Raw genomic sequence first — 25,071 nt, 5'->3', positions numbered from 1 at the left:
TAAGTGAGCATCAAAGCTGAAGAAATTAGCACTCTTATTAAACAGCAAATTGAAAATTATCAGTCTGAAATAGAAGTTCACGACGTAGGTACGGTAATTCAGGTCGGTGACGGTATCGCACGCGTGCACGGCCTTGATAACTGTATGGCAGGTGAGCTTGTCGAATTTTCAAACGGTGTGCTGGGCTTAGCTCAGAACCTTGAAGAATCAAACGTAGGTATCGTTATTTTGGGACCTTACAAAGAAATCCGTGAAGGTGACGAAGTCAAAAGAACCGGCCGGATCATGGAAGTGCCTGTCGGTGAAGAGCTGCTCGGCCGCGTTGTCAATCCGCTCGGTCAGCCTGTAGACGGAATGGGCCCGGTTCTCACAAGCAAAACCCGTCCGATCGAAAGCCCGGCACCTGGTGTTATGGATCGTAAATCCGTTCATGAACCGCTTCAAACGGGAATTAAACCGATCGATGCACTGATTCCAATCGGCCGCGGCCAGCGTGAGCTGATCATCGGTGACCGTCAGACGGGAAAAACATCGATTGCGATTGATACGATCCTGAACCAAAGAGATCAGGACATGATTTGTATCTATGTTGCGATCGGTCAGAAAGAATCGACTGTTCGCGGTGTCGTTGAAACGCTGCGTAAAAAAGGCGCGCTTGACTATACCATCGTTGTCACTGCTTCCGCTTCCCAGCCTGCACCGCTCTTGTATCTTGCGCCGTATGCGGGTGTTACGATGGGTGAAGAATTCATGTACAACGGAAAGCACGTGCTGGTTGTGTATGATGACCTTTCAAAACAGGCGACGGCTTATCGTGAACTTTCCTTGCTGCTGCGCCGTCCTCCAGGCCGTGAAGCATTCCCTGGGGATGTATTCTACCTGCACTCCCGCCTGCTTGAGCGCGCTGCAAAACTGAGTGACGCAAAAGGCGGAGGATCTTTAACAGCATTGCCGTTCGTTGAAACACAGGCTGGCGACATTTCAGCTTACATTCCGACAAACGTTATCTCAATTACAGACGGACAGATCTTCCTGCAGTCTGATTTGTTCTTCTCAGGCGTGCGTCCTGCCGTCAACCCTGGATTATCGGTATCCCGTGTCGGCGGATCTGCACAAATCAAAGCGATGAAAAAAGTAGCCGGTACGCTTCGTCTAGACTTGGCATCTTACCGTGAGCTTGAGTCATTCGCACAGTTCGGATCTGACCTTGATAAAGCGACGCAGGCTAAGTTGAACCGCGGAGCCCGTACAGTTGAAGTTCTGAAGCAGGATCTGAACGAGCCGCTCCGCGTCGAAAAGCAGGTTGCCATTCTTTATGCCCTGACTCGCGGATTCCTCGATGATGTGCCTGTAGAGGACATCAGACGCTTTGAAGAAGAGTTCTTTATGTATCTTGATCAAAACCATAAAGATCTTCTCGATTCAATTGCTCAGACAGGAAACCTTCCTGCCGACGAGGACATGAAGGCTGCGATCGAAGGCTTTAAACGTACGTTTGCACCTAGCAACTAAACATTTGAAGTGAGAAAAAGATCTTCTTTTTCTCTCTTTTTCACGTAAATTCGAAGTGAATTTGAAAACAAAAAGGTGGTGAAACCTTTTGGCCTCATTACGGGATATTAAATCCAGAATTACTTCAAATAAAAAGACGAGTCAAATCACCAAAGCTCAGCAAATGGTTTCTGCCTCAAAGCTGAACCGCGCTGAGAGTAAAGCGAAATCGTTCGTTCCATACATGGAGAAAATGCAGGAAGTCGTTGCTGATATTGCGCTTGGATACACGGGAACGCATCCGATGATGTCGAGCCGTCCCGTGAAGCGGACCGGCTATCTGGTCATCACGTCTGACCGTGGGCTTGCCGGCGCTTTTAACGCAAACGTTCTCCGCAAAGCGTACCAGAAAATTCAGGAGCGCCATCAGTCAACAGACGAATATGCGGTCATCGCGATCGGGAAAATGGGGCGCGAGTTTTTCAAAAAACGCGGCATCCCGGTCATTTCCGAAATGACCGGAATCAGGGATGAAGTATCCTTTCCGGAAATCAAGGATTTGGCGAACAGTACGATACAAATGTTTATCGATGAGACCTTTGATGAACTTTACTTGTTCTACAACCACTTTGTCAGCGCGATTTCTCAAGAGGTGACGGAGAAAAAGCTGCTGCCATTATCAGATATCGCGCCAAACAAAAAAAGAACTTCCTATGAATTTGAACCGGACGAAGAAGAAATTTTGGAAGTGCTTCTGCCTCAGTACGCTGAGAGCTTGATTTTCGGCGCGATTCTGGACAGTAAAGCGAGTGAACATGCTGCGCGGATGACAGCGATGAAAAACGCAACAGACAATGCGAAAGAGCTTATCGCTGACCTCGAACTGTCTTACAACCGTGCCCGTCAGGCGGCGATTACGCAGGAGATTACGGAAATTGTCGGCGGTGCAGCTGCCCTAGAATAGAAAAAGCTTGTCAGGAGGGATAGAGATGAAAAAAGGACGCGTTAGCCAGGTATTGGGACCGGTCGTTGACGTTCGTTTTGAAGACGGTCACTTACCTGAAATATATAATGCGATTAAAGTTACACATAAAGCGCAGAACGAGAATGAAGTGGATATCGAACTTACCCTTGAAGTAGCGCTTCACTTGGGTGATGATTCAGTTCGTACGATTGCAATGGCTTCAACTGACGGTGTTACACGCGGAATGGAAGCCATCGACCTGGGAGAGCCGATCTCCGTTCCGGTCGGAAACGTGACACTCGGACGCGTATTTAATGTACTCGGTGAAAACATCGATTTGGATGAGCCGCTTCCGGCTGATGCTTCCAAAGATCCGATTCACAGAGAAGCTCCAACATTTGATCAGCTATCAACAGAGGTTGAAATCTTAGAGACGGGTATTAAAGTCGTCGACTTGCTTGCTCCATATATCAAAGGCGGAAAGATCGGTCTTTTCGGAGGAGCGGGAGTTGGAAAAACCGTCCTGATTCAGGAGCTAATCAACAACATCGCTCAAGAGCACGGCGGTATCTCTGTATTCGCAGGTGTCGGCGAGCGTACGCGTGAAGGAAACGACCTTTACTATGAAATGAAAGATTCCGGTGTTATCGGCAAAACGGCAATGGTCTTCGGTCAGATGAACGAGCCGCCTGGTGCACGGATGCGCGTTGCTTTGACAGGACTTACAATGGCCGAGCATTTCCGTGATAAAGAAGGCCAGGACGTATTGTTCTTTATCGATAACATCTTCCGATTCACTCAAGCTGGATCTGAAGTATCTGCACTTCTTGGACGCATGCCGTCAGCGGTTGGTTATCAGCCGACGCTTGCAACTGAAATGGGTCAGCTTCAGGAACGGATCACTTCTACAAATGTCGGTTCTGTTACATCGATTCAGGCGATCTACGTTCCTGCCGATGACTATACTGACCCGGCACCGGCAACAACGTTCGCTCACTTGGATGCGACAACAAACCTTGAACGTAAGCTGTCTGAAATGGGTATTTACCCTGCGGTTGACCCTCTGGCTTCAACTTCTCGTGCACTTGCGCCAGAAATTGTCGGAGAAGAGCACTATCAAGTGGCCCGCCAAGTACAGCAAATCCTGCAACGCTATAAAGAGCTTCAGGATATCATTGCGATTCTCGGTATGGATGAGCTTTCTGACGATGATAAGCTTGTCGTCAGCCGTGCGCGCCGCGTACAGTTCTTCCTATCGCAAAATTTCCACGTAGCTGAACAGTTTACAGGACAAAAAGGTTCTTACGTTCCTGTCAAAGAAACGGTAAAAGGCTTTAAAGAAATCCTTGAAGGTAAGTATGATCACCTTCCAGAGGACGCTTTCCGTCTTGTCGGCCGAATCGAAGAAGTTGTCGAAAAAGCGAAAGAAATGGGTGTAGAAGTATAATCTGGTCCTAGGAGGGTAAAAGCATGAAGACCTTAAAAGTCAATATCGTTACTCCCGACGGCCCAGTATACGATGCGGATATAGAAATGGTAAGCGTTAGAGCAGAGAGCGGTGAGCTTGGTATTTTACCCGGCCATATTCCGACGGTTGCTCCGCTAAAAATTGCTGCAGTCCGTCTGAAAAAAGACGGTCAAACTGAGCTGGTTGCCGTCAGCGGGGGGATAGTGGAAGTCCGCCCTGACCATGTCACCATTCTGGCCCAGACGGCGGAAACATCTGAACAAATTGACAAAGAACGTGCCTTGGCCGCAAAACGGCGTGCCGAGGAACGTTTGCAGAAGCAAACTCCAGATGTTGACATTATTCGGGCAGAGCTTGCTTTAAAACGCGCGATTAACCGGTTGGATGTTGCGAGATAAAGATAAGGATCCTTCCCATATTTAAGGATGGGAAGGGTTCTTTTATATTCATGATCAAACAGAATTGAAAATGTTGAAAAATGTTCACAAATTGTTCGCCTTTTTAGTTTGAATCTATCTATAATACAAAATAGTAAGCTATGTTCTCTTCCACCAAAAAGAGGACGTAAGGCATTCAAGTAAGCTCCTCAACATACGCCTCAGGCAACAGAGGATACTCCATCTATGGGAAAAAGTTCTATCCATGAACGTCTTAACATGAAACATCAAAACTGTTAAAATGACTTGAAATGACCGGCATCATTCCTTTACCCTACAGCAGAAGAGACTAGGCAGGCCGGAAGCACCAGACCGGCTGAACGTAAGGAGGCGTCATCAATAATGGAAGAGATCGGACAACAGGCTGCTGTCAGTATCATCGTTCATCTTTTTTTTATTGCATTGACTTGGTGGGCTCTTCTGGCGGTCAATATTGATCCGCTTATCAGGAAAGGAAAAGTCATTCAGGCGAGGGTGTTAATGATCATCATTACCATCGCCGTCGGCTCCACCGTCAGCAATTTTTTCTTGGACTATCTTTATTATTCCAGACAGCTTCAAAATTTATTTTCATGATTGAGTAAAAGAATTTTTGGGAATGGACGAATGTGGGTAACGCCGCGTTCCGCAAAATCACCTGGGACCTTGTTTTTCCACGTATGCTTTTCCTGCGATCCGTCAACAATGGAGAGTAGGAGAGGATGATGCGGAATGAAGACAAAACAAACGGTTAATGCCCTCATTTTTATTGTGGTTTTATTTTTAATTGTTCATGTCTTTCAATCGCTTGAAGCAGCGGGCAATACGCCGCTGGAACAGCTTGCGGAAGGTTTGAGCCGCCATGATGTCGAGCTTGAAGAATGGACCCTGCATACAAAAAAGCAGCTTACCCTAAGTGAAAAAGATTTTTTTGCAAAACTGAAACATTTCAAGAAACAGCATCGACAATATCAATGGACCTTAACTCGGGAAGACGATGATACAGTTAAAGCGACAGGTGTTTTTCAGGACAAAAAAAATCACATCAATTCCAAAATACATTTGGTATCCACCCACAAAAACCAGAGACTTGTTTCGTATTTATTGTATGAGCAAAAAGGCGCGGGACCACGGGAAAACTGGAATGCTACATATAAGCAGTTTGAACGGGATGCATTCGACATAATGCGAGAAAAGACCGCAATTTTTACTTGTCTAAAGGGCCATTTAAATGGTATGATGAATGTTGTTTTGCAAAAAAAAGCAAATGAACTAGTACATGAATTTGATGCAAAGTCAGTTGAAGATTTAATCGAACCAAATTTCGTTTCTGTTTCTGCTTACACTAACGAATGGAAAGAATCCATCAAGACAGAAAAACACCTTATGAATCTGCAAGTCTCGCTTAGAAATGCGGGAATGGGCGAAAAACTTACCGTCACGGTTGGCACACCAATCGTCACGACTGAATATTAATATAGAGAAATTGGGACGCGGAGGGGAATACCTTGGAAAAAATCATCGTCCGCGGCGGTCGAAAGTTAAACGGCACAGTCAAAGTTGAAGGAGCAAAAAATGCCGTTTTACCAGTTATCGCTGCATCTTTATTAGCCAGTGAAGAAAAAAGCGTAATATGTGATGTGCCTACGCTCTCCGATGTATATACGATTAACGAAGTGTTACGTCATTTAGGCGCAAATGTACATTTTGAAAATAATACAGTAACGGTTGATGCATCTCGCACTTTGTCTACGGAAGCTCCGTTTGAATATGTTCGTAAAATGCGCGCATCTGTATTGGTGATGGGTCCGCTTCTTGCTCGCACAGGTCATTCGAGAGTGGCTTTGCCTGGAGGATGTGCAATCGGTTCAAGACCGATCGACCAGCATCTGAAAGGTTTTGAAGCAATGGGGGCAAAAATTAAGGTCGGAAACGGCTTTATTGAAGCGACTGTAGAAGGCCGTCTTCAAGGAGCGAAAATTTACCTTGATTTCCCTAGTGTCGGAGCAACTGAAAACCTGATTATGGCTGCAGCTTTAGCTGAGGGCACAACAACGCTTGAAAACGTTGCTAAAGAGCCTGAAATCGTTGATCTGGCTAACTATATCAATGCAATGGGCGGTAAAATTCGGGGTGCCGGTACAGGCACCATTAAAATTGAAGGCGTTAAGGCGCTTCATGGTACAAAACATACCATTATTCCTGACCGGATTGAGGCGGGAACGTTCATGGTTGCTGCGGCGATTACCGAAGGGAATGTACTGGTAAAGGGAGCGGTTCCTGAGCACTTAACATCTTTAATTGCGAAAATGGAAGAAATGGGCGTTCAAATCTTTGAAGAAGGAGACGGTCTTCGGATCATCGGCCCTTCTGAATTGAAGCCTATTGATTTAAAAACAATGCCACATCCAGGTTTCCCGACTGATATGCAGTCACAGATGATGGCCCTTTTGATGCGCGCAAATGGAACCAGCATGATCACAGAAACCGTCTTCGAGAACCGCTTCATGCATGCGGAAGAATTCCGCCGGATGAACGGAGATATTAAAATCGAAGGCCGTTCTGTCATCATTAATGGTCCCGTGCAGCTTCAAGGTGCTGAGGTGGCCGCAACGGACCTTCGCGCCGGCGCAGCTCTTATCCTTGCTGGTCTTGTCGCTGACGGTCATACACGCGTAACCGAATTAAAACATTTAGATCGGGGATATGTCAACTTCCACCAAAAACTTGCCGGTCTCGGCGCTGATATTGAGCGCGTTAACGATGAAGAAGCAGTTCATATTGAAAATAAAGAAGTTGTATCCGATTTAAATGCATAAATCAACGTGAAATCAGTATGTCATACGGCATACTGATTTTTACGTTTCAAGTATTCTATATCAGTATGCCTCCCATATCTATCATTATGCACAAGAATGGCTTTTAAAATACGCAGGCGCAGTTGAAAAGTACAGTCATATTAGCTTGTCCCCGCCCATAAAATGAAAGAGACAAAACAGAAATGGGGGCACTGATTTGAAACAGCTATTTATTGTACTAGCAGGAATCTGCATGCTGATTTTACTCATACCAACACTGCTTGTCCTCCCTTTTCACGGGGGACCGGGGGCTATCAAAACAGAAAAACACGCTCAGCAACAAGAGGAAAAAAAGCAAGTCACCTTAAAAGAGTCTCCCGTTTCAATTCCGGTCTACAGAACGGCTGACCGGAAAGTTGAAGACATTCCGCTTGAAGAGTATGTCATCGGTGTCGTTGCCTCGGAAATGCCGGCTGATTTCGATATCGAAGCTTTAAAAGCACAAGCGCTCGCAGCCCGCACATATATTGTGAGGCAAATGGTATCAGAGCAAGCTGTACAATCGCCGAAAGGCTCGCTCGTCGATGATACACAGATGTTCCAGGTGTATAAAAACAAAGAGGAACTTCGCAGGCTGTGGAAGAAGGATTACGATTGGAAAATCAAAAAAGTGACCGAAGCTGTAGCCAGTACGCAAGGCAAAATTTTAACCTATGAGCATAAGCCGATTGACGCTTCGTTTTTCTCGACGAGCAACGGGTACACCGAGAATGCCGGGGCTTATTGGACAAGTGATATTCCGTACCTGCAAAGTGTGAAAAGCTCCTGGGATACAAAGTCGCCGAAATTCCTGAACCATAAAACGTTCACTGTCGCTGAATTTGAACAAAAGCTTGGTGTCAAACTGCCCAGCTCAAACAGCATCGGAGAGATTACAGAAAGAACACCGGGAAAACGCGTTGCGACTGCCGTCATCAATGGAAAGAAGCTTGAGGGAAGAGATATTCGGGAAAAGCTCGGCCTCAAATCGGCAGACTTTGATTGGAAACGCGACGGGAATCAGATTACCCTCACGACAAGAGGTTTTGGACATGGAGTAGGAATGAGTCAATACGGAGCGCATTATATGGCGAAAGACGGCAAAAAAGCAGAAGACATCGTCAAGTATTATTACAAAGGAACAGCCGTAGCCAATGCTGCTGAATTTTTAAATAAATACATGGCGAAAAAATAAAAAAGAGACGTCTGCCTTATTGGCGGCGTCTTTTTGAATGTCATCAAAATTTGGCATTCTCATGAAGTTGATGCACACCAAAATATTATACAAATATTTCAAGAATCTGTGCCGGAGGGCTTGCTGAACAGCGTCAAAAGGCCGTAAAAGCCGTGTCAACATAAGGATTCACAGGTTATAAAGTCTGTTTTATCCGCTTGTTGTATGCTGAAATGAATAACGAGGAAAAGGAGACATGCCCTATTTATTTCTCCCTGGTGTTCTTCTACGATAATAATGTGTTAATGACTTTATTTCAGAAAGGGGAAAGGGAGAAATGAAGAAGAAACTGACATTGGGCATTTTGACCGCTATGGTTCTTAGCCTTGGTTCGCCTGCTTTTGCAGCTGAGAAAAAACAGGAGGTAACAGTTGCCGAAGATTCGCCTAACGTTGCGATTATGCTTGATGCAAGCGGCAGCATGGCTAAAAAGATCGGCGGGGTCTCAAAATACGAGCTTGCCAAAAATGAGGCGTTCAGCTTTGGCTCTAAGCTTGAAAATGCAAACGTGCTCATGAGAGTTTTCGGTTCAGAGGGAAATAATAAAAATTCCGGAAAAGTACAATCCTGCAATGCAATCAGAGGAGTGTACGGGTTCCAAACGTATGACGAGCAAAGCTTCCGTAACTCATTAAACGGCATCGGGCCGACTGGATGGACACCGATCGCAAACGCGCTGCAAGATGCCAAAAACGCGCTTGATCAGCTGAACAACAACGGGAAAAACGTCGTCTACCTGCTGACAGACGGTGAGGAAACATGCGGTGGCAATCCGGTAAAAGTCGCAACAGAACTGCGCAAAGCTAATGCGGTTGTCAACGTGATCGGCTTTGATTATGAAGGAGATTTTCACGGACAATTGACAAGCATCGCAGCAGCCGGCGGCGGTGAATATTTCCAAGCAAAAACTAAAAATGACATCAAAAGAATTTTTACTCAGGAAGCCATTGAGCTTTCTAAATAAACTGGAAAAAAGCTGTGGACATGTTTCCGCAGCTTTCCTTTTGTGATGAAAAGATTGTCAAAACTCAAGTGAAACACTTTACAAATATTAAGTTATTGTTTCAGAACGTTGAACCCTGCTGAATCCTTTGGAGGGGTAATTTGTCGTCACTGTGGTGTTATTGGGACGAAAACAGTCTTTTAGCGGACTTTTTTGATAGGACTTAAGTGAAAGTGTCGATCGATTATCGTAAGTATTATGAAGAATTTGTGAATTTGAAAAGGAGATCCGGCCTATTTATTTCTATCAAGCCTTCTCTTACGATGTTGGTGGACCAGATCTGACACGGAAGATCTGTCCGAAAAACAAATGCGGAAAGGAAAGTGAGAAAGGTGAAAAAAAGGTTTACTCTGTTAACAACGTTCACCATGCTTTTGTCATTGGCTCCGGCTGCTGCTTTCGCGGCTGAAAACGGAAATGCGGATAACAGCAAAAAAGATGTCAATGTTGCAGTTGTACTTGATGCAAGCGGCAGCATGGCACAAAAGGTTGAAGGAGAAAGAAAATTTGATATTGCCAAAGAATCCGTAACAGATTTTGCTGACCTGCTTTCAAGCGATGCGAATGTGATGCTGAATGTATTCGGACATAAAGGCAACAATAAAAACTCCGGAAAAGAAGTATCTTGCGGTACGACAGAAACCGTCTATGATCTGCAGCCGTTTTCTTCCAACTCATTCGAAAACGCTTTAAGCGGAATTAAGCCAACAGGCTGGTCTCCGATTGCAAAATCTCTTTATGATGTAAAAGAAGATCTTGCCGATAAAGATGGTAAGAATTATGTCTACATCGTGACAGACGGTGAAGAAACGTGCGGAGGAGACCCTGTTCAGGCAGCAAAAGATCTGCGCAAATCCAACATTAAAACGATCGTCAACATCGTTGGGCTGGATGTAAAAACCGTGAAAGAAAAAGCAAAGCTTAAAAAAGTAGCTGATGCTGGCGGCGGAAAATTGATTGAAGCTGACTCAGCTTCTGATTTTAAAAAGGTATGGAAAGAAGAAGGCGTAAAACTGTCTCAGTAACTCCATACGAGAGCGGGACGGCAGCAGTGCCGTCCCGACCTTCTATTAAGCTAATCGGTCGACATTTCGAGTTCTTCGATTCGTTTTTCTGCATAGCGCGAATCTTTTCTTGAATGGAAAATCTCCGCCTTTTCAATCATGACTGCCGTGTTGTATTCCGGAATACGGGCATGGTTTTCGTATACGCCTTTAGGGATCAGGACATTTCCTTCCGGCCAGTAGACCGCCGTGTTTCCGCGTTGTACGCCGGCATATTTTGCCCGTCCTTGGAAAGTTCCGTAGCGGTTAAACAGAACGATCGCCTCTCCATCTTGAATATAAAGCTCCTCGGCATCTTTTGGATGGATCATGACATCCCGGCGATCTGCTGCATTGAAAGGATCTTTTTCACTATAAATCATCGAATTGAACTGTTTTCCCCGCCTTGTCGTAACGAGAAAGCATCCTTCCGTTTGTCTGTTTTCAGGAAGATCGACGGGGATCAGGTTACCCCTGCCGTCTGCTGTCGGACAAATCCCGCCTTCACAAAGCCAGGCGCCGCCCCATTGAAAGACATCTCCGCGTTTTTTCAACTGCTGAATCCCGTCATAATTCCGGTTGGCAGCAGCGATTTCTTCACGGATTTCCGCAGCGTCGTCAAAATGGATCAGTTCTTTGTCTTCGGGTCGAACCCGTTTGGCAAGATCTACATAAATTTCCCATTCTGAACGTGCCTCTTCGATGCGCGGTCCTTTAATTTCGGGGCTGAAATAGACCATCCGTTCCGTACTGGTCGAGGTTCCTCCGCCAGGCTGTTCATACCTTGTCATCGCAGGAAGAATGATGACTTCCTCTTTGGCATCGACAAGGGTAGAAGTATTGAAGATGATGTCCTGATGGACTCTCACCTCAACTTCCTGTAATGCTTTTTTGATAAAATCGGGGTTCGGCATCGTCTCCAAAAAGTTGCCTCCGCTTGTATAAAACATTTTTACTTTTCTTTCGCTTCCGTTCGGCAGCAGCATGTTTTCGATCGTCTGGCCGATCGTGTCGCCTTGCCAAGTCGGTATGCGGAAGCCCCAAACCTTCTCGATCCGTGCGGCGTTCTCTTCGTCAAAATCACCGCCTGGAAGGACGAAAGGATCGGCACCCATTTCTCCAGAGCCCTGCACACCGCTGTGCCCTCTGATCGGCATAAGGCCGCAATGCTTTCTGCCGATGAATCCTTGTAAAAGGGCGAGATTTGCCACCTGTGAAATGTTGTCGGTTGCAAAACGGTGCTGTGTGAGTCCCATGCTCCAAATGAAAACGCCGGTTTTCGCCCGAGCCAGCAAGACGGCGAATTCTTTCATTCTATCTTTCGATATGCCGGACGACTCTTCAAGCATCTTCCAATTTTGTTTTTCGATATGCTGCTTAAGCTCAGTGAACCCGTTTGTGTGTGCTTCGATAAAGGCGCGGTCAATGCTTGACCCTGGAGCCTCCTGCTCCATTTCAAACCAGTGCTTCATCACCCCGTTCATAAAGGCAATGTCGCCGCCGATATTGACTTGGTATACATCATCGGTGATTTTGGTGCCGAAAAGGGCGCTCTCAGGTATCGATGGAATCCAGTATTTCTCCATTGAAGGCTCACGGTACGGGTTGATCATAATGATTTTCGTTCCCGCTTTTTTGGCGGCATACATGTATTTTGTTGACACCGGCTGGTTATTGGCGGCGACAGATCCCCAGAAGACGAGAACATCCGTCCCGATCCAGTCTCGGTAGCTGCAGCTTGAGGCACCGATACCAAGGGACCTTTTTAAAGCCGTTTTGCTTGGCGAGTGGCAGATCCGCGAGGCGTTGTCAATGTTGTTTGTGCCGATAAACCGCGCCGCTTTTGCGGCCGTATAGTAGACCTCATTCGTAATACCCCTGGCTGTTAAATAAAAGGCAAGCTGTCGTTTATCAATCGATTTGATTTTGTCCGCGATTCGGCTGAGCGCTTCATCCCAAGAAATTCTCGAGAATGATCGTTCTCCTTTTTTTCTCGACAGCGGATAGGGGATGCGTCCGAGCTTTCTCAGCTCGGTGCTGTCCAGCTTTCGCAGCTGTTCGATGTCGGCGGACAGCCATTTGTCCTCGATCGCAGGCATTGTATTTAAGCGGAGGACGTTCAGCCGCGTCGTGCAGAGATGAGGCCCTGTGAGCGTCTGATCGCGGAGTCCGGACACACCGAGCGCACAGCCGTCGCACACGCCTTGCGTCAAAATTCTGTAGGCGTACGAAAGGTTGTCTTTATTGTCCCACGCTGTTTTCATCGTATCTCTGATATGCTTTGGCTTTATCTTTCCGAGTCCCATCGGCGCCCAAGAGGCCCACAGTTTTGGCGCGGGCTTTTTATTCAGCTTCATCGGACCTTGATGCTTTGTTTTTCCCATTACCCTCTCTCCTTTCCAGCGGATACTGCCAGATCATCCTTTTACCGAGTTTGAGACATGAACCGCCGCTTTTTTCCGCAACTGTTTAATGTCGGTTCTAATGAATATCGAAACGAACAGGCCGATGGTGAACAGTGCCGCAAAAACCGTCAGGCTCTGGCTGTAGCTTCCTGTTGCATCGCGTACCCAAGAAGAGAACATCGGGCCTGCAAGCCCTGCCGCCGCCCAAGCCGTTAAAATGTATCCGTGGATTGCACCGAGCTGCTTTGTTCCGAACAAATCCCCGATATAAGCCGGGATTGCGGCGAACCCCCCGCCATAGCACGTATAGATCAACGCCATCAAAACAGAGAAGACGGCCTTGTCGGAAATGAACGGCAAAAGCGGAAAGGCGATCAGCTGTATGGCGAAAAAGACGGTATACGTATTCGGCCGTCCGATGTAATCAGATACGGATGCCCAGCCGATGCGGCCCAAACCGTTAAATGCGCCCAAAACGCCGACGAGCGCGGCGGCAGCGGCGGCGGACATGCCCGCACTTTCCTGGGCCAGCGGTGAAGCGATTGATATGATGGCGATTCCGCACGTAACATTAATAAAAAGCATCAGCCATAAATAATAAAAGCGTTTCGTTTTAATCGCTTCATTTGCCGTCAGCTGGGAAATATCAGTGTTTTGTGCCCTTCCGCTTTTTCCGGCTGAAAATCCTTCAGGCTGCCAGCCTTCTTCCGGCGGAGCGAGGTAAAGCGAAGACAGCATCATCACAAGAAAGTAGCAGATGCCGAGAATAAAAAAGGTATTGGCTATACCGACCGCTGAGATCAGCTTCTGCATGATCGGGCTGCTGATCAAGGCCGCAAATCCGAAACCCATAATGGCAAGCCCTGTGGCCAAGCCGCGGCGGTCAGGAAACCATTTAACAAGCGAAGATACCGGTGTAATATAGCCGACACCGAGTCCGATCCCCCCGAAGACTCCGTAAAACAAATAAAGCAGGGGAAGGGAGCCGATCTGAACGGCGAAGCCGGAAAACGTTACGCCTGCTCCGAAGAAAAGAGCGGCGAGCATGCCTGCTTTTTTGGGGCCGTGCTTTTCGACGAAGTGTCCCAAAAATGCGGCTGAAAGCCCGAGAAATAAAATAGCGATGCTGAACGTCAGGCTGATCTGGCTGAGGCTCCAGCCGAATGTTTCAGCGAGCGGGTTTGTAAAGACACTCCATGCATATACAGATCCGATTGACAAATGAATGCCTACAGCACATAAAGCAATGAGCCACCTGTTTTTCACTTTTTTCATGTGAGAACCCCCTGTGGAAAAGAAAGGCTGTGATAAAGATAGAAGCTGCCGGGGAGCGATTATTTGAAAGCGGTTTCAGGAGTTGTTGTGAAGAAAGGGCAGTCTGTTTGAAAAGTGTATATTTTTCGAACTTTTAAAAAATAATATCATGTTTTCAAGCAATCAACAAGATGAAGCTTCCAATTTTGACCTGACAGTTGTGAAACGGCATGATAGACGAGTATAGTAATAGATATGATAAGAAACATAAGAAACAAAGGGGCGGGGTTATTCATGGGGAAAAACATCACAACAAGCCGAAAAATTTTCCGTTATGATAATGGAGAGCTGGCGCAGCAAGAAGATCAGATGGCGACGGAATTCCCCCTGACTGTCATGGTGAACGGCGAGGAATTTGTCACGCTTGTTTGTTCGCCGGACAGCCTGGAAGAACTGGTGATCGGATTTCTCGCATCTGAAGGGGTGATCCGATTTAAAAATGAGATTAAAAGGTTTACAATAGATGAAAGTCTCGGGTTCGCATATGTCGATCTTGTCAGCTCAAAAAAACTGCAGCTGAAGGATTACACAAAGCGGGTAATCGGCTCCTGTTGCGGAAAAGGGCGGCATTTTTATTTCCAGCAGGACGTCAAAACCGCAAAAACGGCAATTGACGGCGTGACCATTAAGCCTGAGAACTGTTTGAAGCTGATGCGCGACATGCAGAAAAACAGCAAGCTTTTTCACCATACGGGGGGCGTTCATAATGCCGCTTTGTGCAGCACCGACAAGATGATTGCAGTCAGATCTGATATCGGAAGGCATAATGCGCTTGATAAATTGTACGGATATTGTTTGCTTCATCAGGTTCCTGTGCGCGATAAGCTGATCGTGTTCAGCGGCAGAATTTCTTCGGAAGTGCTGCTTAAAGCCGCGAAAATCGGGGTTTCCGCGGTCATTTCCAAGTCGGCGCCAACCGAGCTGGCCATTCAGATGGCGGAGGAGCTGAATATCATGACGATTGGTTTTGCGAGAAACCGGTCATTCAATGTATACACGCATCACGAGCGAATTCAGTTAACATAAAAGGAGGCAACAGGCGTGAGCACCAACAGTGAACAAGTTTTGGATCAGAAAAGCCGGCCGCTTCGGGACTTGAGAATTTCTGTCACCGACCGCTGCAACTTAAGATGTACGTATTGCATGCCTGCCGAAATCTTTGGACAGGATTATCCGTTTTTGCCAAAAGGCGAACTGTTGTCCTTTGAAGAGCTTGAACGATTGGCCAAGCTGTTTGTTCATCAGTTCGGGGTGGAAAAAATCCGCCTTACCGGCGGCGAGCCGCTGATGAGAAAAGATATGCCTGAATTAGTCGGGAAGCTTGCAGGCATCAAAGGGATTCGCGATATTGCGATGACGACGAACGGCGTTTTGCTGCCGGTTTACGCTGACAAGCTGAAAAAAGCAGGGCTGAAACGGGTGACGGTCAGCCTGGATTCCCTGGATGATGAGCGCTTCAAAACGATCAACGGAAGAGGCGTTTCCGTCAGCAAGGTGCTGGCCGGAATTGAAGCGGCGAAAGAGACCGGACTCGGCGTCAAGATCAACATGGTCGTCCAAAAAGGGGTCAATGAAAAGGATATTTTGCCGATGGCCCGCTATTTCAAAGAAAAAGGCCATATTTTGCGATTTATTGAGTTTATGGATGTCGGGAACACAAATGAATGGAACCGTCAGTCAGTGGTGACAAAAGCGGATATCATCCGGATCATCAATGAAGATATGCCGGTTGAACCGATCGACCCGAACTACAAAGGAGAAGTCGCCAAACGGTACCGATACCTGGAAGGTTCAGGAGAAATCGGTTTTATCTCTTCTGTATCCGATGCTTTTTGCAGCACATGCAACAGAGCAAGATTATCGGCAAAAGGCGAGCTTTTCACATGTCTTTTCGCATCAAGCGGGTTTGATTTAAGAACCTTGATCAGAAGCGGGCAGACCGATCAGGAGCTGGCTGAGGCGATCGGCACGGTCTGGCGGAATCGCGATGACCAATATTCGCTCGACCGCGCTCTTTCAAAAGCGGCTCCGCGGAAAAAAGTTGAAATGTCCTATATAGGAGGATAATTGACTGCTCCTGAAAACGCCGTCCATTGAAAAGATGGGCGGTTTTTTCATGCTCCGGAGGCTGGTTTGGCTTGCATATTGACAGGTTTGATACGGGGGAAAAGCGGAAATTTTTTAAAAAACATGGCCTGAAACAGAAAGGATGATTGAATGTTCGGACTGCAGGATATTGTCAAATTCTTCTGGTCGTTCTTGATCGTTTTTCCCGCCGTGTCGGTGCTTCATGTCTTGGGCCACAGCGTGATGGCGGTGTTGTTCGGCGGGAAATCTTCGCTCGAAATCGGGATGGGCAAAAAATTGCTGAAAATCGGCCCCGTGCAAATCAGAAGTGTTTACTTCATGGATTCCTTCTGCAAATACGGAGATCTAAAATACGATAACCGTTTTACGAATGCGATGATTTATGCCGGCGGATCGCTGTTTAATTTAGCGTCTATTTTTATGATCAATCTGCTGATTATCAAAGACATCATACCCGAAAATATTTTTTTCTACCAGTTTGTTTACTTTTCAACCTATTATGTATTTTTTGCTTTGATTCCCGTGAGATATTCCGAAAATCATCTTTCTGATGGAATGGCAATTTACAAAGTGCTGAGGTATGGGGAGAAGTACGAGATTAATAACTGAGTATGCCGGCTGCGGGCACATCCAGGAGCCGGCGTTTTCAGACATGCATCATATCTTCAGGCAGTTTCTTTAGCTTGCGAACGGCTTCGATGAATGATTCCAAAGGATCACAGCCGCTAAAATAGTGAAATGCTTCCCGATCCCCGTTGTTCATCACGACAAGATGATCGCCTCTTGTTACCAGCCCTTTTTCGCGGCGAAACGAAGAGATGGTATCATAGTGGATATCAAGGTAAAAAGGGGCGCCAAACAGAGAAGAATAAAACATGAGCCGCCTGTCAGTGGCCGCAAGCACGCCTCTGTATGGGGTGTATTGTGCATACATCCTCGCGTTATAAGCGCACAGAATAATCGATCTGATCTCTTCATTCGGCTCAAGCCGGGTATGCAAAGCTGCTTTTCCTTCTGCTATCTCTTTCATTGAAAAAACACTCCTTTCATCAATGAATACGAAAGAGCCTGTGAAAAAGTTCCAAAGTGAGACGTGAGGGTGATTTGAAAAATTTCATTTATTCTTCCGATCATTAAGGATAAGATAAGAGTTGACAAAAAACTCCCCCTGTAACTATAATAATTACATCGGTGGTGAAAACTTATGGTGAACACCCGTCTTTCAGTGGCCATTCATATTTTGTCTTTAATCGCCGCAAATCCGCGGGAATCTTCGGAAATGATCGCAGGGAGCGTCAATACGAACCCGGTTGTGATCAGGCGCCTGATCAGCCAGCTCAAAAAAGGCGGTATTCTGACGTCGCGGCCTGGAGTGGCCGGGGCAACCCTGAAAAGAGATCCTGAAGATATATCTCTGCTGGATATTTACCGCGCGGTTCAGCCGCAAGAGGAATTGTTTGCGATTCATGACAAGCCGAATCCAAACTGTCCGGTTGGAAGACAAATTCAAACAACGCTTGATCAAACGTTTCACAGCGTTCAGCAGGCGATGGAGAACGAATTGGCCAGCAAGTCTCTTAAAGACGTCTTAACTCATCTCTTTTAAACAAGAGATGATGTTTCATCATCAACATGTAACGAATTTTGTTACAAATACTTAAATTATTGGAGGAAGCGATTATGAAAATCGGTATTATCGGTGCAAGCGGTCAAGCGGGCAGCATGATTTTAAAAGAAGCATCAGAAAGAGGACACGAAGTGACGGCAATTGTCAGAAGTGCGTCAAAAGTGGCGAACAGCAGTGCAGCTGTCATTGAAAAAGACATTTTCGACCTGACAGCGGCAGACATCAAAGGACTCGACGTTGTCGTCAATGCGTTCGGCGCGGCCCCAGGGCAGGAGCATCTCCATGTTGAAGCTGGAAGAAAGCTGATCGAAATGTTTAAGCAGGTTCCTGAAACAAGATTAATCGTCGTAGGCGGGGCAGGCAGCCTTTATGTCGATAAAGAAAAAACAACCCAGCTGTACAATACGCCTGAGTTTCCTAAAGAATACTTGCCGACGGCCAAAAACCAGGGGCAGAACCTTCAGGATTTGAAAGAAGCGGAGGGACTGAAATGGACGTTCATCAGCCCGGCGGCATTTTTCAATCCGGAAGGAAAGCGAACAGGTTCATATCAAAAAGGTCAGGAAAACTTGATCGTAAACACCGCCGGAGAAAGCTACATCAGCTATGCAGACTATGCCATTGCAGTGGTAGACGAGGCTGAAAAAGGCGAGCACATCAATGAGCGTTTCACTGTTGTCGGGGAAGCCGAATAATAAAAGCCTGTCTCGGATCAATTCCCGAGACAGGCTTTTGATTATCATTCGTAATAATAAGGGTCATACCCGCTGTATGAATCGGCAAGAACACCTAAAAAGATCAGGAAGAAAAAGACGACGATGCATAAAATGAAGATCACAATATTCGATAGTAAGTAGAAAAATTGCCATTTCATAAACTTCACATAGTTATCAAGCAAGGCTTCATGCGGTTCTTGCGGCATGTCATGACTCATTTTCTGAGCGGCGTTTGCCGATTTTAGAAGGTAGATCCCCGAAAAAATCATCAGCACACCTGGAGCCGCTCCGATGATAAGCAAAGAAATTCCGAAAAAGGCATAGATGCCTCCGGCGATAATCATAAAAACTCCGGTTACTTTTCCCCATTTTGCAATCGCATCAAGCGATTTTTTCATGCTGTCTGTCATTTCCAAAATAAGAAGTCACGCCTTCCCTGTAAATATAGTAATTTCTCTATAGTTATACACTAGGCAAAAAGATATTGAAATGATAAGTATTGATTTTTTATTATATTTTAAAGTGCACATTGGGCAGATGGCCGCTCTGGCTACATGATTCCACAATAAAAGCGACTGTGTTATAGTAAATCGTAAGAAGCATATCAGCTATAAGTGATGTGAAATGCACCTTGCAAACTGGTATTTTGTGCCGGACCAGAACCCCGCAACCAATTTACCATATTGTTCAGGGGCATTTTTATTTTGTGATATTACTGGTGTTAAGAAAGGCGGTTTTTCTATGAAATCTTCTTATTTCTATCGTCTCTTGCAAATTGATCATATAAGAAAGCCCGGCGATCTTCCGGATGAACAGCAGCTGGCAGACTCTTTCGTTTTAATCTTTCATTTGAAGGGTGAAGGGAGAATCGATATACAGGCATCAGGCAGGCCGCTCCTAAAAGAAACGCTGTATATCGTTCCGCCTTATGAAACATTCGGAATCACAGCTTCGTCAGCTGAAATCAGCGGGTATCTCATCAGGCTTCAGCCCTACTGCTATGATGACCGCCGCCTGACGCTTGAAGCGGACACCGACCCTGACGCTTTTTCCGACCTGCAGATGATGAATGTCCATCCTGTCGGAAATCTGGCCTCCCGTCTTCAGGAACTTTCCGCCTTATGGCCGGCTTCTTCAGCGCTCCAGGAGCTGAAATGCCAAGCAGACCTGCAGCAGCTTCTGTACGATATCTATTCGGCCAAACTGACTCATCCCGAAAACACCGCATCAGCCATAGGAAAAACAAAGGAGTATATTGAAGAGCATTCAGATGCACAACTGACGCTTGATCAACTCGCGCAAATGGCCGGAATCAGCGCGAAGCACTACAGTGAAACGTTCAAAAAGCTGTACGGTCAAAGTGTGACAGAGTTTATCACTGAAACGCGGATGACGAAAGCGAAGCAGCTGATGGCAAAAGCAAGCTACAAGCTGAGGGAAATCTCAAGCCAAATCGGGTATCAGGATGAATTTTATTTCAGCAGGACATTTAAGAAGCATACAGGCTTATCCCCAACCGTTTATATGAAAAAAAGGCGCAGGAAGCTGGCTGCCTACGGCCAGAATACGATCGGACAGCTTATACCGCTTCACCTCATTCCTTACGCTGCTTCCCTGCATCCGAAATGGACATCGTATTACTATAAGCATTACGCGGCAGATATTCCGATCCATCTGAGCGCATACCGCTTTCACGAGCCGTGGGAAGAAAACCTGCGGACATTGTCATCGGCTGAACCGGAGCTCATAATCAGCATGGACAGCGTGTCTGCTGAGGAACGGGAACAACTCCAGTCGATCGCAGATGTCTTCTTTTTGCCTTCACAGGAACAATGGAGGAGGCATTTTATGCTGACCGCATCCCATTTAGACGAAGAAGCGGAGGCTCACAAATGGATGCTGTCTTACCAGCGTCTCACCGAGACCGCGAAAGAGACGCTTTATCCGATCTGCGGACGCAGAAGCTTTTTGTTTTTGCGCCTGCATAAACACGAGATTTATCTGGCGCATAACCGCTCTGTTCAAGATGTATTTTTCGGCGACCTTGGCTTTGAATCGGCTGTATCGCTGGAAGAACCGACTGACCGGGCCGTGTCGATCGAAACGATCGCGGCATATCAGCCGGATATCATTATGATTTTCATCTTTAAAGAGCCGGAGACGCTGGCATTCTACAGGGAGCTTCAGCAGTCGGCTGCATGGCAGGATTTGAAAGCGGTACGGCATCACCAGGTGTATCAGGTGAATTCAGATCCTTGGCGGGAATATTCCGCATGCAGCCAGGAACGAATCATCCGCCAGGCGGTTCGGCTGCTGTCCGGAAAAAATCCATTTTAATTGCCGGATATTATCCATGGTGTTATCGAAGAGGCAACCCTATAATTTTAATTGATAATAGTTATCAATTAAATCAGGGGGTCTCAGTCAGATGAGAAAACTATCAATCTTATTATTTATTCTCCTTCTCGCGTTTAGCGCAGCGGGATGCGGGAACAGCAAAGAAAAGGCGAGCGGCGATGACAAGAGCACAGCGTCAGCTGAGAAGAGCATCGAGTACCTCGATCATACATACAAGGTGAAGATCCCGGCCGAACAAATCGTCATTACGGGAAGCGTGGAATCGATGGAAGATGCCAAGCTTCTGGATGTTCACCCGGCCGGCGCCATTTCCTTCTCCGGAAAGTTCCCGGACCTGTTTAAGAGCATTACTGACAAAGCAGCCGCTGTCGGCGAAAAAATGGAGCCGAACCTGGAGAAAATCCTTGAGCTGAAACCGGATGTCATCCTGGCTTCAACGAAATTTCCCGATAAAGTGGTGAAAAAACTGGATAACATCGCGACGACGATTCCGGTTTCCCACGTTTCTTCAAACTGGAAAGACAATTTAAATCTGCTGGCTGAACTGACAGGCAAAGAAGATAAAGCGAAGCAGATTATTTCGGATTATGAAGCCGACCTTAAGGAAGCTAAAACAAAGCTTGAGAAAACGGCAAAAGATACAAAAGCGCTCGTTGTCAGAATCAGAAAAGGCAATGTCTTTATCTATCCGGAAGACGTATTCTTCAATTCCACATTATACGGTGAGCTTGGCTTCACAGCTCCAAAAGAAGTCAAGGCGGCAAAAGCCCAGGAGTTAGTTTCTTTAGAAAAATTGAGCGAAATGAATCCGGACTATATGTTTGTCCAATTCTCAGACGATGAGAATGCCGACAATCCGAATGCGCTGAAAGATCTAGAGAAAAATCCAATTTGGAAAAGCATTTCTGCAGTGAAAAATGACCGTGTATTTGTCAATGCTGTAGACCCGCTTGCGCAGGGCGGCACGGCATGGAGCAAGGTTGAATTTTTAAAGGCTGCAGCTGAGAAATTGGCGCAGAACAAATAGAAAAGGTTCCTTGAGCTATGCATTCAAAGCAAATGACCCGCATTATTATGATCGCCGCTCCGTTTGCCATACTGCTGTCTGTTTTTCTGTCGGTATGTTACGGTGCAAAACAGCTTGAGCCTGAGGTGATTTTTTCGGCGCTGCTGCATTTTGATCCGGGCAACACAGATCATCAAATCATTTGGCATTCCCGCCTTCCGCGCGCTGCCGGCGCTCTTTTAATCGGAGCGGCGCTGGCGGTGTCCGGTGCGCTTATGCAGGGTGTCACCCGAAATTATTTGGCTTCCCCGTCGATTATGGGCGTTTCCGACGGATCGGCATTTGTGATCACGCTGCTGATGGTGGTGATTCCGGGTTCATCCTCACTGGAGATGATGGGCTATTCGTTTATCGGATCAGCCGTCGGCGCCGGCCTTGTCTTCGGCCTCGCCTCGGTGATTCCAAACGGTTTTATGCCGGTTCAGCTTGCCATAATCGGGACGGTAACAAGCATGCTGCTCAGCAGTCTGTCGGCGGCGATATCGATTTACTTTCAAATTTCCCAGGATGTCAGCTTCTGGTACAGCGCGAGGCTGCATCAATTGAATCCCGAGCTGCTGAAGTATGCCGTGCCGTTTTTTGTGATCGGCATCGTTCTGGCGCTCTCTCTCAGCAAAAAAGTGACAGCTTTATCATTGGGGGATGACATTTCCGAAAGCCTCGGCCAGAAAAAGCAGGCCGTCAAATGGACAGCGATGGCAGCGGTCGTCGTTCTGACAGGCTGCTCCGTCGCCATGGCGGGAAAAATTGCTTTTGTCGGACTGGTCGTTCCGCACATTACGCGTTTTCTCGTCGGATCGGATTACAGCCGGCTGATCCCGTGCTCCTGCGTTCTCGGCGGCGTTTTTTTGACGCTGGCCGATCTTCTCAGCCGGCTGATCAACTATCCGTTTGAGACACCGATTGAAGTCGTTACTTCGGTGATCGGCGTTCCTTTCTTCCTTTATTTGATCAAGAGAAAAGGAGGGGAGCAGCGTGCCTAAAAAGGTTGCAATCATCTATGCTGTTTTTATTGTGCTGATTCTTGCAATCTGTTATCTCAGCATAACAGTAGGATCGTTTGCCGTACATCCGGCTGAGCTGTTATCAACATTGCTTCACATCAACCCGAATGAGCAATACGCCATTCTCCTGTTTGAGCTGCGCCTTCCAAGGATTGTGACGGCAGCACTCGTGGGTCTTGGGCTCGGCATTGCCGGTACCGTCATCCAGGCGATGACAAGGAACGGACTGGCTGACCCGGGAATCCTGGGGATTAATGCAGGTGCGGGGGCGGCGATCGTCGGCTACATGCTGATCTTTCAAGGCCAGACCGAAACGACAAGCCTGCTCGCTGCAATGGGGATGCCATTCTTCGGCTTGATCGGGGGCATTTTGGCGGCCATATTCATTTTTATCTTTGCCTGGCACGGCGGTAACTTGGATTCGGGAAGGATTATTCTCGTTGGAATCGCGATTAATTCGGGTTTCAGCGCTGTTTCGCTGTACCTGTCATTGAAGATGAATCCGAATGACCACGAAATGGCCATGGTTTGGAAAAACGGAAGCATTTGGTCGGCGAATTGGACGTATATTCAAGCGGCACTGCCGTGGCTGCTGCTTCTCATTCCATTTCTGCTGACAAAGTCCGGCCTGCTCGATACCATTCGCTTTCATGAAGATACGGTGAAAAGTCTCGGCGTATCCGCGAATGTTGAAAAGGTAGTGCTGCTTACGGCTTGTGTCGGCATCATCAGCGCCTGTGTGGCTATCTCGGGGAGCATGGCATTTGTCGGCCTGATTGCTCCGCACATTTCGCGGAGGCTCGCCGGCGTCCTGCACCGCCACTCATTGCTGTTAAGCGGTTTGATCGGGATGTTTCTCGTATTGTGCGCCGATTTTGCAGGAAAGCTGCTGTTCCAGCCGTCCGAGGTGCCGGCGGGTATCATTCTCGCCATTTTCGGTGTGCCGTACTTCTTATTTTTACTTTTTAAACAAAAAAAGACGGTTCATTAGCCTGTTTTTTAACTCATCAAAGAGGGGAAGGGAGAATGACATGGCTCAAGAAAAACTTCAGCAGTCTGTCAATGCTGCTGAATGTATCCCGGTTGCGATACCGGGGACAGAACAGCGGTGCATGCGTTCACTGAATGGGAGCCGCACATACCGGATTTTTATTGCGAAACCATTTGGGAAACAGCCGCCCGCAGGATATCCCGTGATTTATCTGCTTGATGCCAATTCCGTGTTTGGAACGATGGTGGAGGCATTGCGGATGCAGTCGCGCCGTCCCGATAAAACCGGCGTCGTGCCGGCCGTTATCGTCGGCATCGGTTATGAGACCGAAGCTCCCTTTGACCGGGGGCGGTATTACGATTTTACTCTGCCGGATTCGGGCGCTGAGCTGCCCAGGAGGCCCAATGGAGCGGACTGGCCGGAGCCGGGAGGGGCGAAAGCTTTTCTGTCCTTTATCGAACAGCAATTAAAGCCGGAGATCGAACAGGAATTCACGATTGATGTGAAAAGGCAGGCGATTTTCGGTCATTCCCTTGGTGGACTTTTTGTCCTGCAGACCCTGTTTACAAAACCGGACCTGTTTCAGACCTATATCGCCGGCAGTCCGTCCATCCATTGGCATCCGTCATTTTTTGATGAAGAGCATGACTTTACATCGAAATTGCAGGAAGCTGATGGCGATGTAAAGGTATTGCTTGGGGCCGGAGAGCTCGAAAAGACGCATAAAAGCGGAATGAACGACAATGCAAAAAGGCTGGCCGACCGCTTGGCCGCCTTGGAAAACCAGGGTGTTCGCGCGGAGTACCATGAATTTAAAGGGGAAGGTCATATATCGGTTCTGCCTGTGTTAATCAGCAGAGCGCTGCGGTTTGCCTTCAAGCCTGATTGACAGCGGGGCGCTTCCGGCGCCCCGAGCTTTGAGAAAAGATAAGAATGGATAACAGATAATATACCATGAGCATTGATACGGATAAACAATCGAAAACGATTGACCGTTTGCATTTATTGGTATATTATATTTTTAAACGATAATGATTATCATTATC

The 25,071-nt window shown here is 47.0% G+C and carries 24 protein-coding genes; 20 read left to right on the top strand and 4 right to left on the bottom strand.

Annotated elements, in window-relative coordinates; all coding sequences use genetic code 11:
* The first annotated feature begins 3 nt into the window (after positions 1–3).
* From atpA to BTA31_RS00120, 10 genes are all read left to right on the top strand, one after another.
* The gene (gene atpA, locus BTA31_RS00170; protein ID WP_043925148.1) at positions 4–1,512 is read left to right on the top strand and encodes a F0F1 ATP synthase subunit alpha; all 1,509 of its coding nucleotides are present in this window, start codon (positions 4–6) and stop codon (positions 1,510–1,512) included.
* Between the two features lie 88 nt (positions 1,513–1,600).
* Positions 1,601–2,455 carry an ATP synthase F1 subunit gamma gene (atpG, locus tag BTA31_RS00165; RefSeq protein WP_043925147.1) on the top strand — a complete coding sequence of 285 codons (855 nt, stop codon included), beginning with the start codon at positions 1,601–1,603 and terminating at the stop codon, positions 2,453–2,455.
* Between the two features lie 25 nt (positions 2,456–2,480).
* Entirely contained in the window at positions 2,481–3,902 is a 1,422-nt protein-coding gene (gene atpD, locus BTA31_RS00160) for a F0F1 ATP synthase subunit beta (protein WP_043925146.1), read from the top strand.
* Between the two features lie 23 nt (positions 3,903–3,925).
* Positions 3,926–4,321: a F0F1 ATP synthase subunit epsilon gene (locus BTA31_RS00155; RefSeq protein ID WP_003186004.1), complete on the top strand. Its 396-nt coding sequence runs from the start codon at positions 3,926–3,928 to the stop codon at positions 4,319–4,321.
* Between the two features lie 381 nt (positions 4,322–4,702).
* On the top strand, positions 4,703–4,936 hold the full coding sequence (locus tag BTA31_RS00150; RefSeq protein WP_003186001.1) for a DUF1146 family protein: 234 nt from the start codon (positions 4,703–4,705) through the stop codon (positions 4,934–4,936).
* A gap of 135 nt (positions 4,937–5,071) precedes the next feature.
* Complete coding sequence (locus BTA31_RS00145; RefSeq protein ID WP_076788120.1) at positions 5,072–5,815, top strand: YwmB family TATA-box binding protein; 744 nt, start codon at positions 5,072–5,074, stop codon at positions 5,813–5,815.
* Between the two features lie 32 nt (positions 5,816–5,847).
* A complete protein-coding gene (murA, locus tag BTA31_RS00140) occupies positions 5,848–7,158 on the top strand; it encodes a UDP-N-acetylglucosamine 1-carboxyvinyltransferase (protein WP_043925145.1) in 1,311 nt (436 codons plus the stop codon).
* Between the two features lie 196 nt (positions 7,159–7,354).
* Positions 7,355–8,371, top strand: a complete 1,017-nt coding sequence (gene spoIID, locus BTA31_RS00135) for a stage II sporulation protein D (protein WP_076788118.1) — start codon at positions 7,355–7,357, stop codon at positions 8,369–8,371.
* A 316-nt stretch (positions 8,372–8,687) separates the two neighbouring features.
* The gene (locus BTA31_RS00125) at positions 8,688–9,374 is read left to right on the top strand and encodes a VWA domain-containing protein (RefSeq protein ID WP_043925142.1); all 687 of its coding nucleotides are present in this window, start codon (positions 8,688–8,690) and stop codon (positions 9,372–9,374) included.
* 371 nt (positions 9,375–9,745) lie between these two features.
* Positions 9,746–10,438 (top strand): VWA domain-containing protein, encoded by a 693-nt coding sequence (locus BTA31_RS00120; protein ID WP_158039091.1) that lies wholly within the window; start codon positions 9,746–9,748, stop codon positions 10,436–10,438.
* Between the two features lie 50 nt (positions 10,439–10,488).
* Here the strand turns inward: BTA31_RS00120 and BTA31_RS00115 are convergent, their stop codons facing one another.
* Both BTA31_RS00115 and BTA31_RS00110 read right to left on the bottom strand, forming a co-directional pair.
* Positions 10,489–12,840: an FdhF/YdeP family oxidoreductase gene (locus tag BTA31_RS00115; RefSeq protein WP_076788112.1), complete on the bottom strand. Its 2,352-nt coding sequence runs from the start codon at positions 12,838–12,840 to the stop codon at positions 10,489–10,491.
* A 33-nt stretch (positions 12,841–12,873) separates the two neighbouring features.
* Positions 12,874–14,136 (bottom strand): L-lactate MFS transporter, encoded by a 1,263-nt coding sequence (locus BTA31_RS00110; protein ID WP_076788109.1) that lies wholly within the window; start codon positions 14,134–14,136, stop codon positions 12,874–12,876.
* Positions 14,137–14,409: 273 nt separating this feature from the next.
* On the opposite strand from BTA31_RS00110, the gene fdhD reads away from it, so the two are divergent.
* The 3 genes from fdhD to BTA31_RS00095 all read left to right on the top strand — a co-directional run bounded on the left by fdhD (position 14,410) and on the right by BTA31_RS00095 (position 16,872).
* Positions 14,410–15,201, top strand: a complete 792-nt coding sequence (fdhD, locus tag BTA31_RS00105) for a formate dehydrogenase accessory sulfurtransferase FdhD (protein ID WP_076788106.1) — start codon at positions 14,410–14,412, stop codon at positions 15,199–15,201.
* A gap of 15 nt (positions 15,202–15,216) precedes the next feature.
* Positions 15,217–16,242, top strand: coding sequence for a GTP 3',8-cyclase MoaA (gene moaA, locus BTA31_RS00100; protein ID WP_076788104.1), 1,026 nt, complete (start codon positions 15,217–15,219; stop codon positions 16,240–16,242).
* A 150-nt stretch (positions 16,243–16,392) separates the two neighbouring features.
* Positions 16,393–16,872, top strand: a complete 480-nt coding sequence (locus tag BTA31_RS00095; protein ID WP_043925135.1) for a hypothetical protein — start codon at positions 16,393–16,395, stop codon at positions 16,870–16,872.
* A gap of 37 nt (positions 16,873–16,909) precedes the next feature.
* On the opposite strand, the gene BTA31_RS00090 is transcribed toward BTA31_RS00095, so the two are convergent.
* Complete coding sequence (locus BTA31_RS00090) at positions 16,910–17,293, bottom strand: GRAM domain-containing protein (RefSeq protein WP_239693107.1); 384 nt, start codon at positions 17,291–17,293, stop codon at positions 16,910–16,912.
* Between the two features lie 174 nt (positions 17,294–17,467).
* Between BTA31_RS00090 and BTA31_RS00085 the strand changes: the two genes are divergently transcribed.
* Entirely contained in the window at positions 17,468–17,869 is a 402-nt protein-coding gene (locus BTA31_RS00085) for an Rrf2 family transcriptional regulator (protein WP_076788101.1), read from the top strand.
* 74 nt (positions 17,870–17,943) lie between these two features.
* Positions 17,944–18,585 (top strand): NAD(P)-dependent oxidoreductase, encoded by a 642-nt coding sequence (locus tag BTA31_RS00080; RefSeq protein ID WP_076788098.1) that lies wholly within the window; start codon positions 17,944–17,946, stop codon positions 18,583–18,585.
* Between the two features lie 44 nt (positions 18,586–18,629).
* On the opposite strand, the gene BTA31_RS00075 is transcribed toward BTA31_RS00080, so the two are convergent.
* A complete protein-coding gene (locus BTA31_RS00075) occupies positions 18,630–19,016 on the bottom strand; it encodes a DUF5362 family protein (RefSeq protein ID WP_239693112.1) in 387 nt (128 codons plus the stop codon).
* A gap of 331 nt (positions 19,017–19,347) precedes the next feature.
* Here BTA31_RS00075 and btr point away from each other — a divergent pair, with 331 nt between their 5' ends.
* From btr to BTA31_RS00050, 5 genes are all read left to right on the top strand, one after another.
* Positions 19,348–20,943, top strand: a complete 1,596-nt coding sequence (btr, locus tag BTA31_RS00070) for a bacillibactin transport transcriptional regulator Btr (protein WP_076788093.1) — start codon at positions 19,348–19,350, stop codon at positions 20,941–20,943.
* A gap of 91 nt (positions 20,944–21,034) precedes the next feature.
* Positions 21,035–21,991 carry an iron-hydroxamate ABC transporter substrate-binding protein gene (locus tag BTA31_RS00065; protein ID WP_076788091.1) on the top strand — a complete coding sequence of 319 codons (957 nt, stop codon included), beginning with the start codon at positions 21,035–21,037 and terminating at the stop codon, positions 21,989–21,991.
* A 17-nt stretch (positions 21,992–22,008) separates the two neighbouring features.
* Positions 22,009–23,013 carry a FecCD family ABC transporter permease gene (locus BTA31_RS00060; protein ID WP_043925127.1) on the top strand — a complete coding sequence of 335 codons (1,005 nt, stop codon included), beginning with the start codon at positions 22,009–22,011 and terminating at the stop codon, positions 23,011–23,013.
* Complete coding sequence (locus tag BTA31_RS00055; RefSeq protein WP_076788089.1) at positions 23,006–24,025, top strand: FecCD family ABC transporter permease; 1,020 nt, start codon at positions 23,006–23,008, stop codon at positions 24,023–24,025. The genes BTA31_RS00060 and BTA31_RS00055 overlap by 8 nt, the downstream gene beginning before the upstream one ends.
* A gap of 40 nt (positions 24,026–24,065) precedes the next feature.
* Positions 24,066–24,914 (top strand): alpha/beta hydrolase, encoded by an 849-nt coding sequence (locus tag BTA31_RS00050; RefSeq protein WP_076788086.1) that lies wholly within the window; start codon positions 24,066–24,068, stop codon positions 24,912–24,914.
* Positions 24,915–25,071 lie beyond the last annotated feature (157 nt).

Source organism: Bacillus haynesii, from assembly GCF_001969855.1.
GTDB lineage: Bacteria > Bacillota > Bacilli > Bacillales > Bacillaceae > Bacillus > Bacillus haynesii.
Note: the sequence above shows the minus strand (reverse complement) of the source record. Positions and strands in the feature narration are given on the sequence as shown.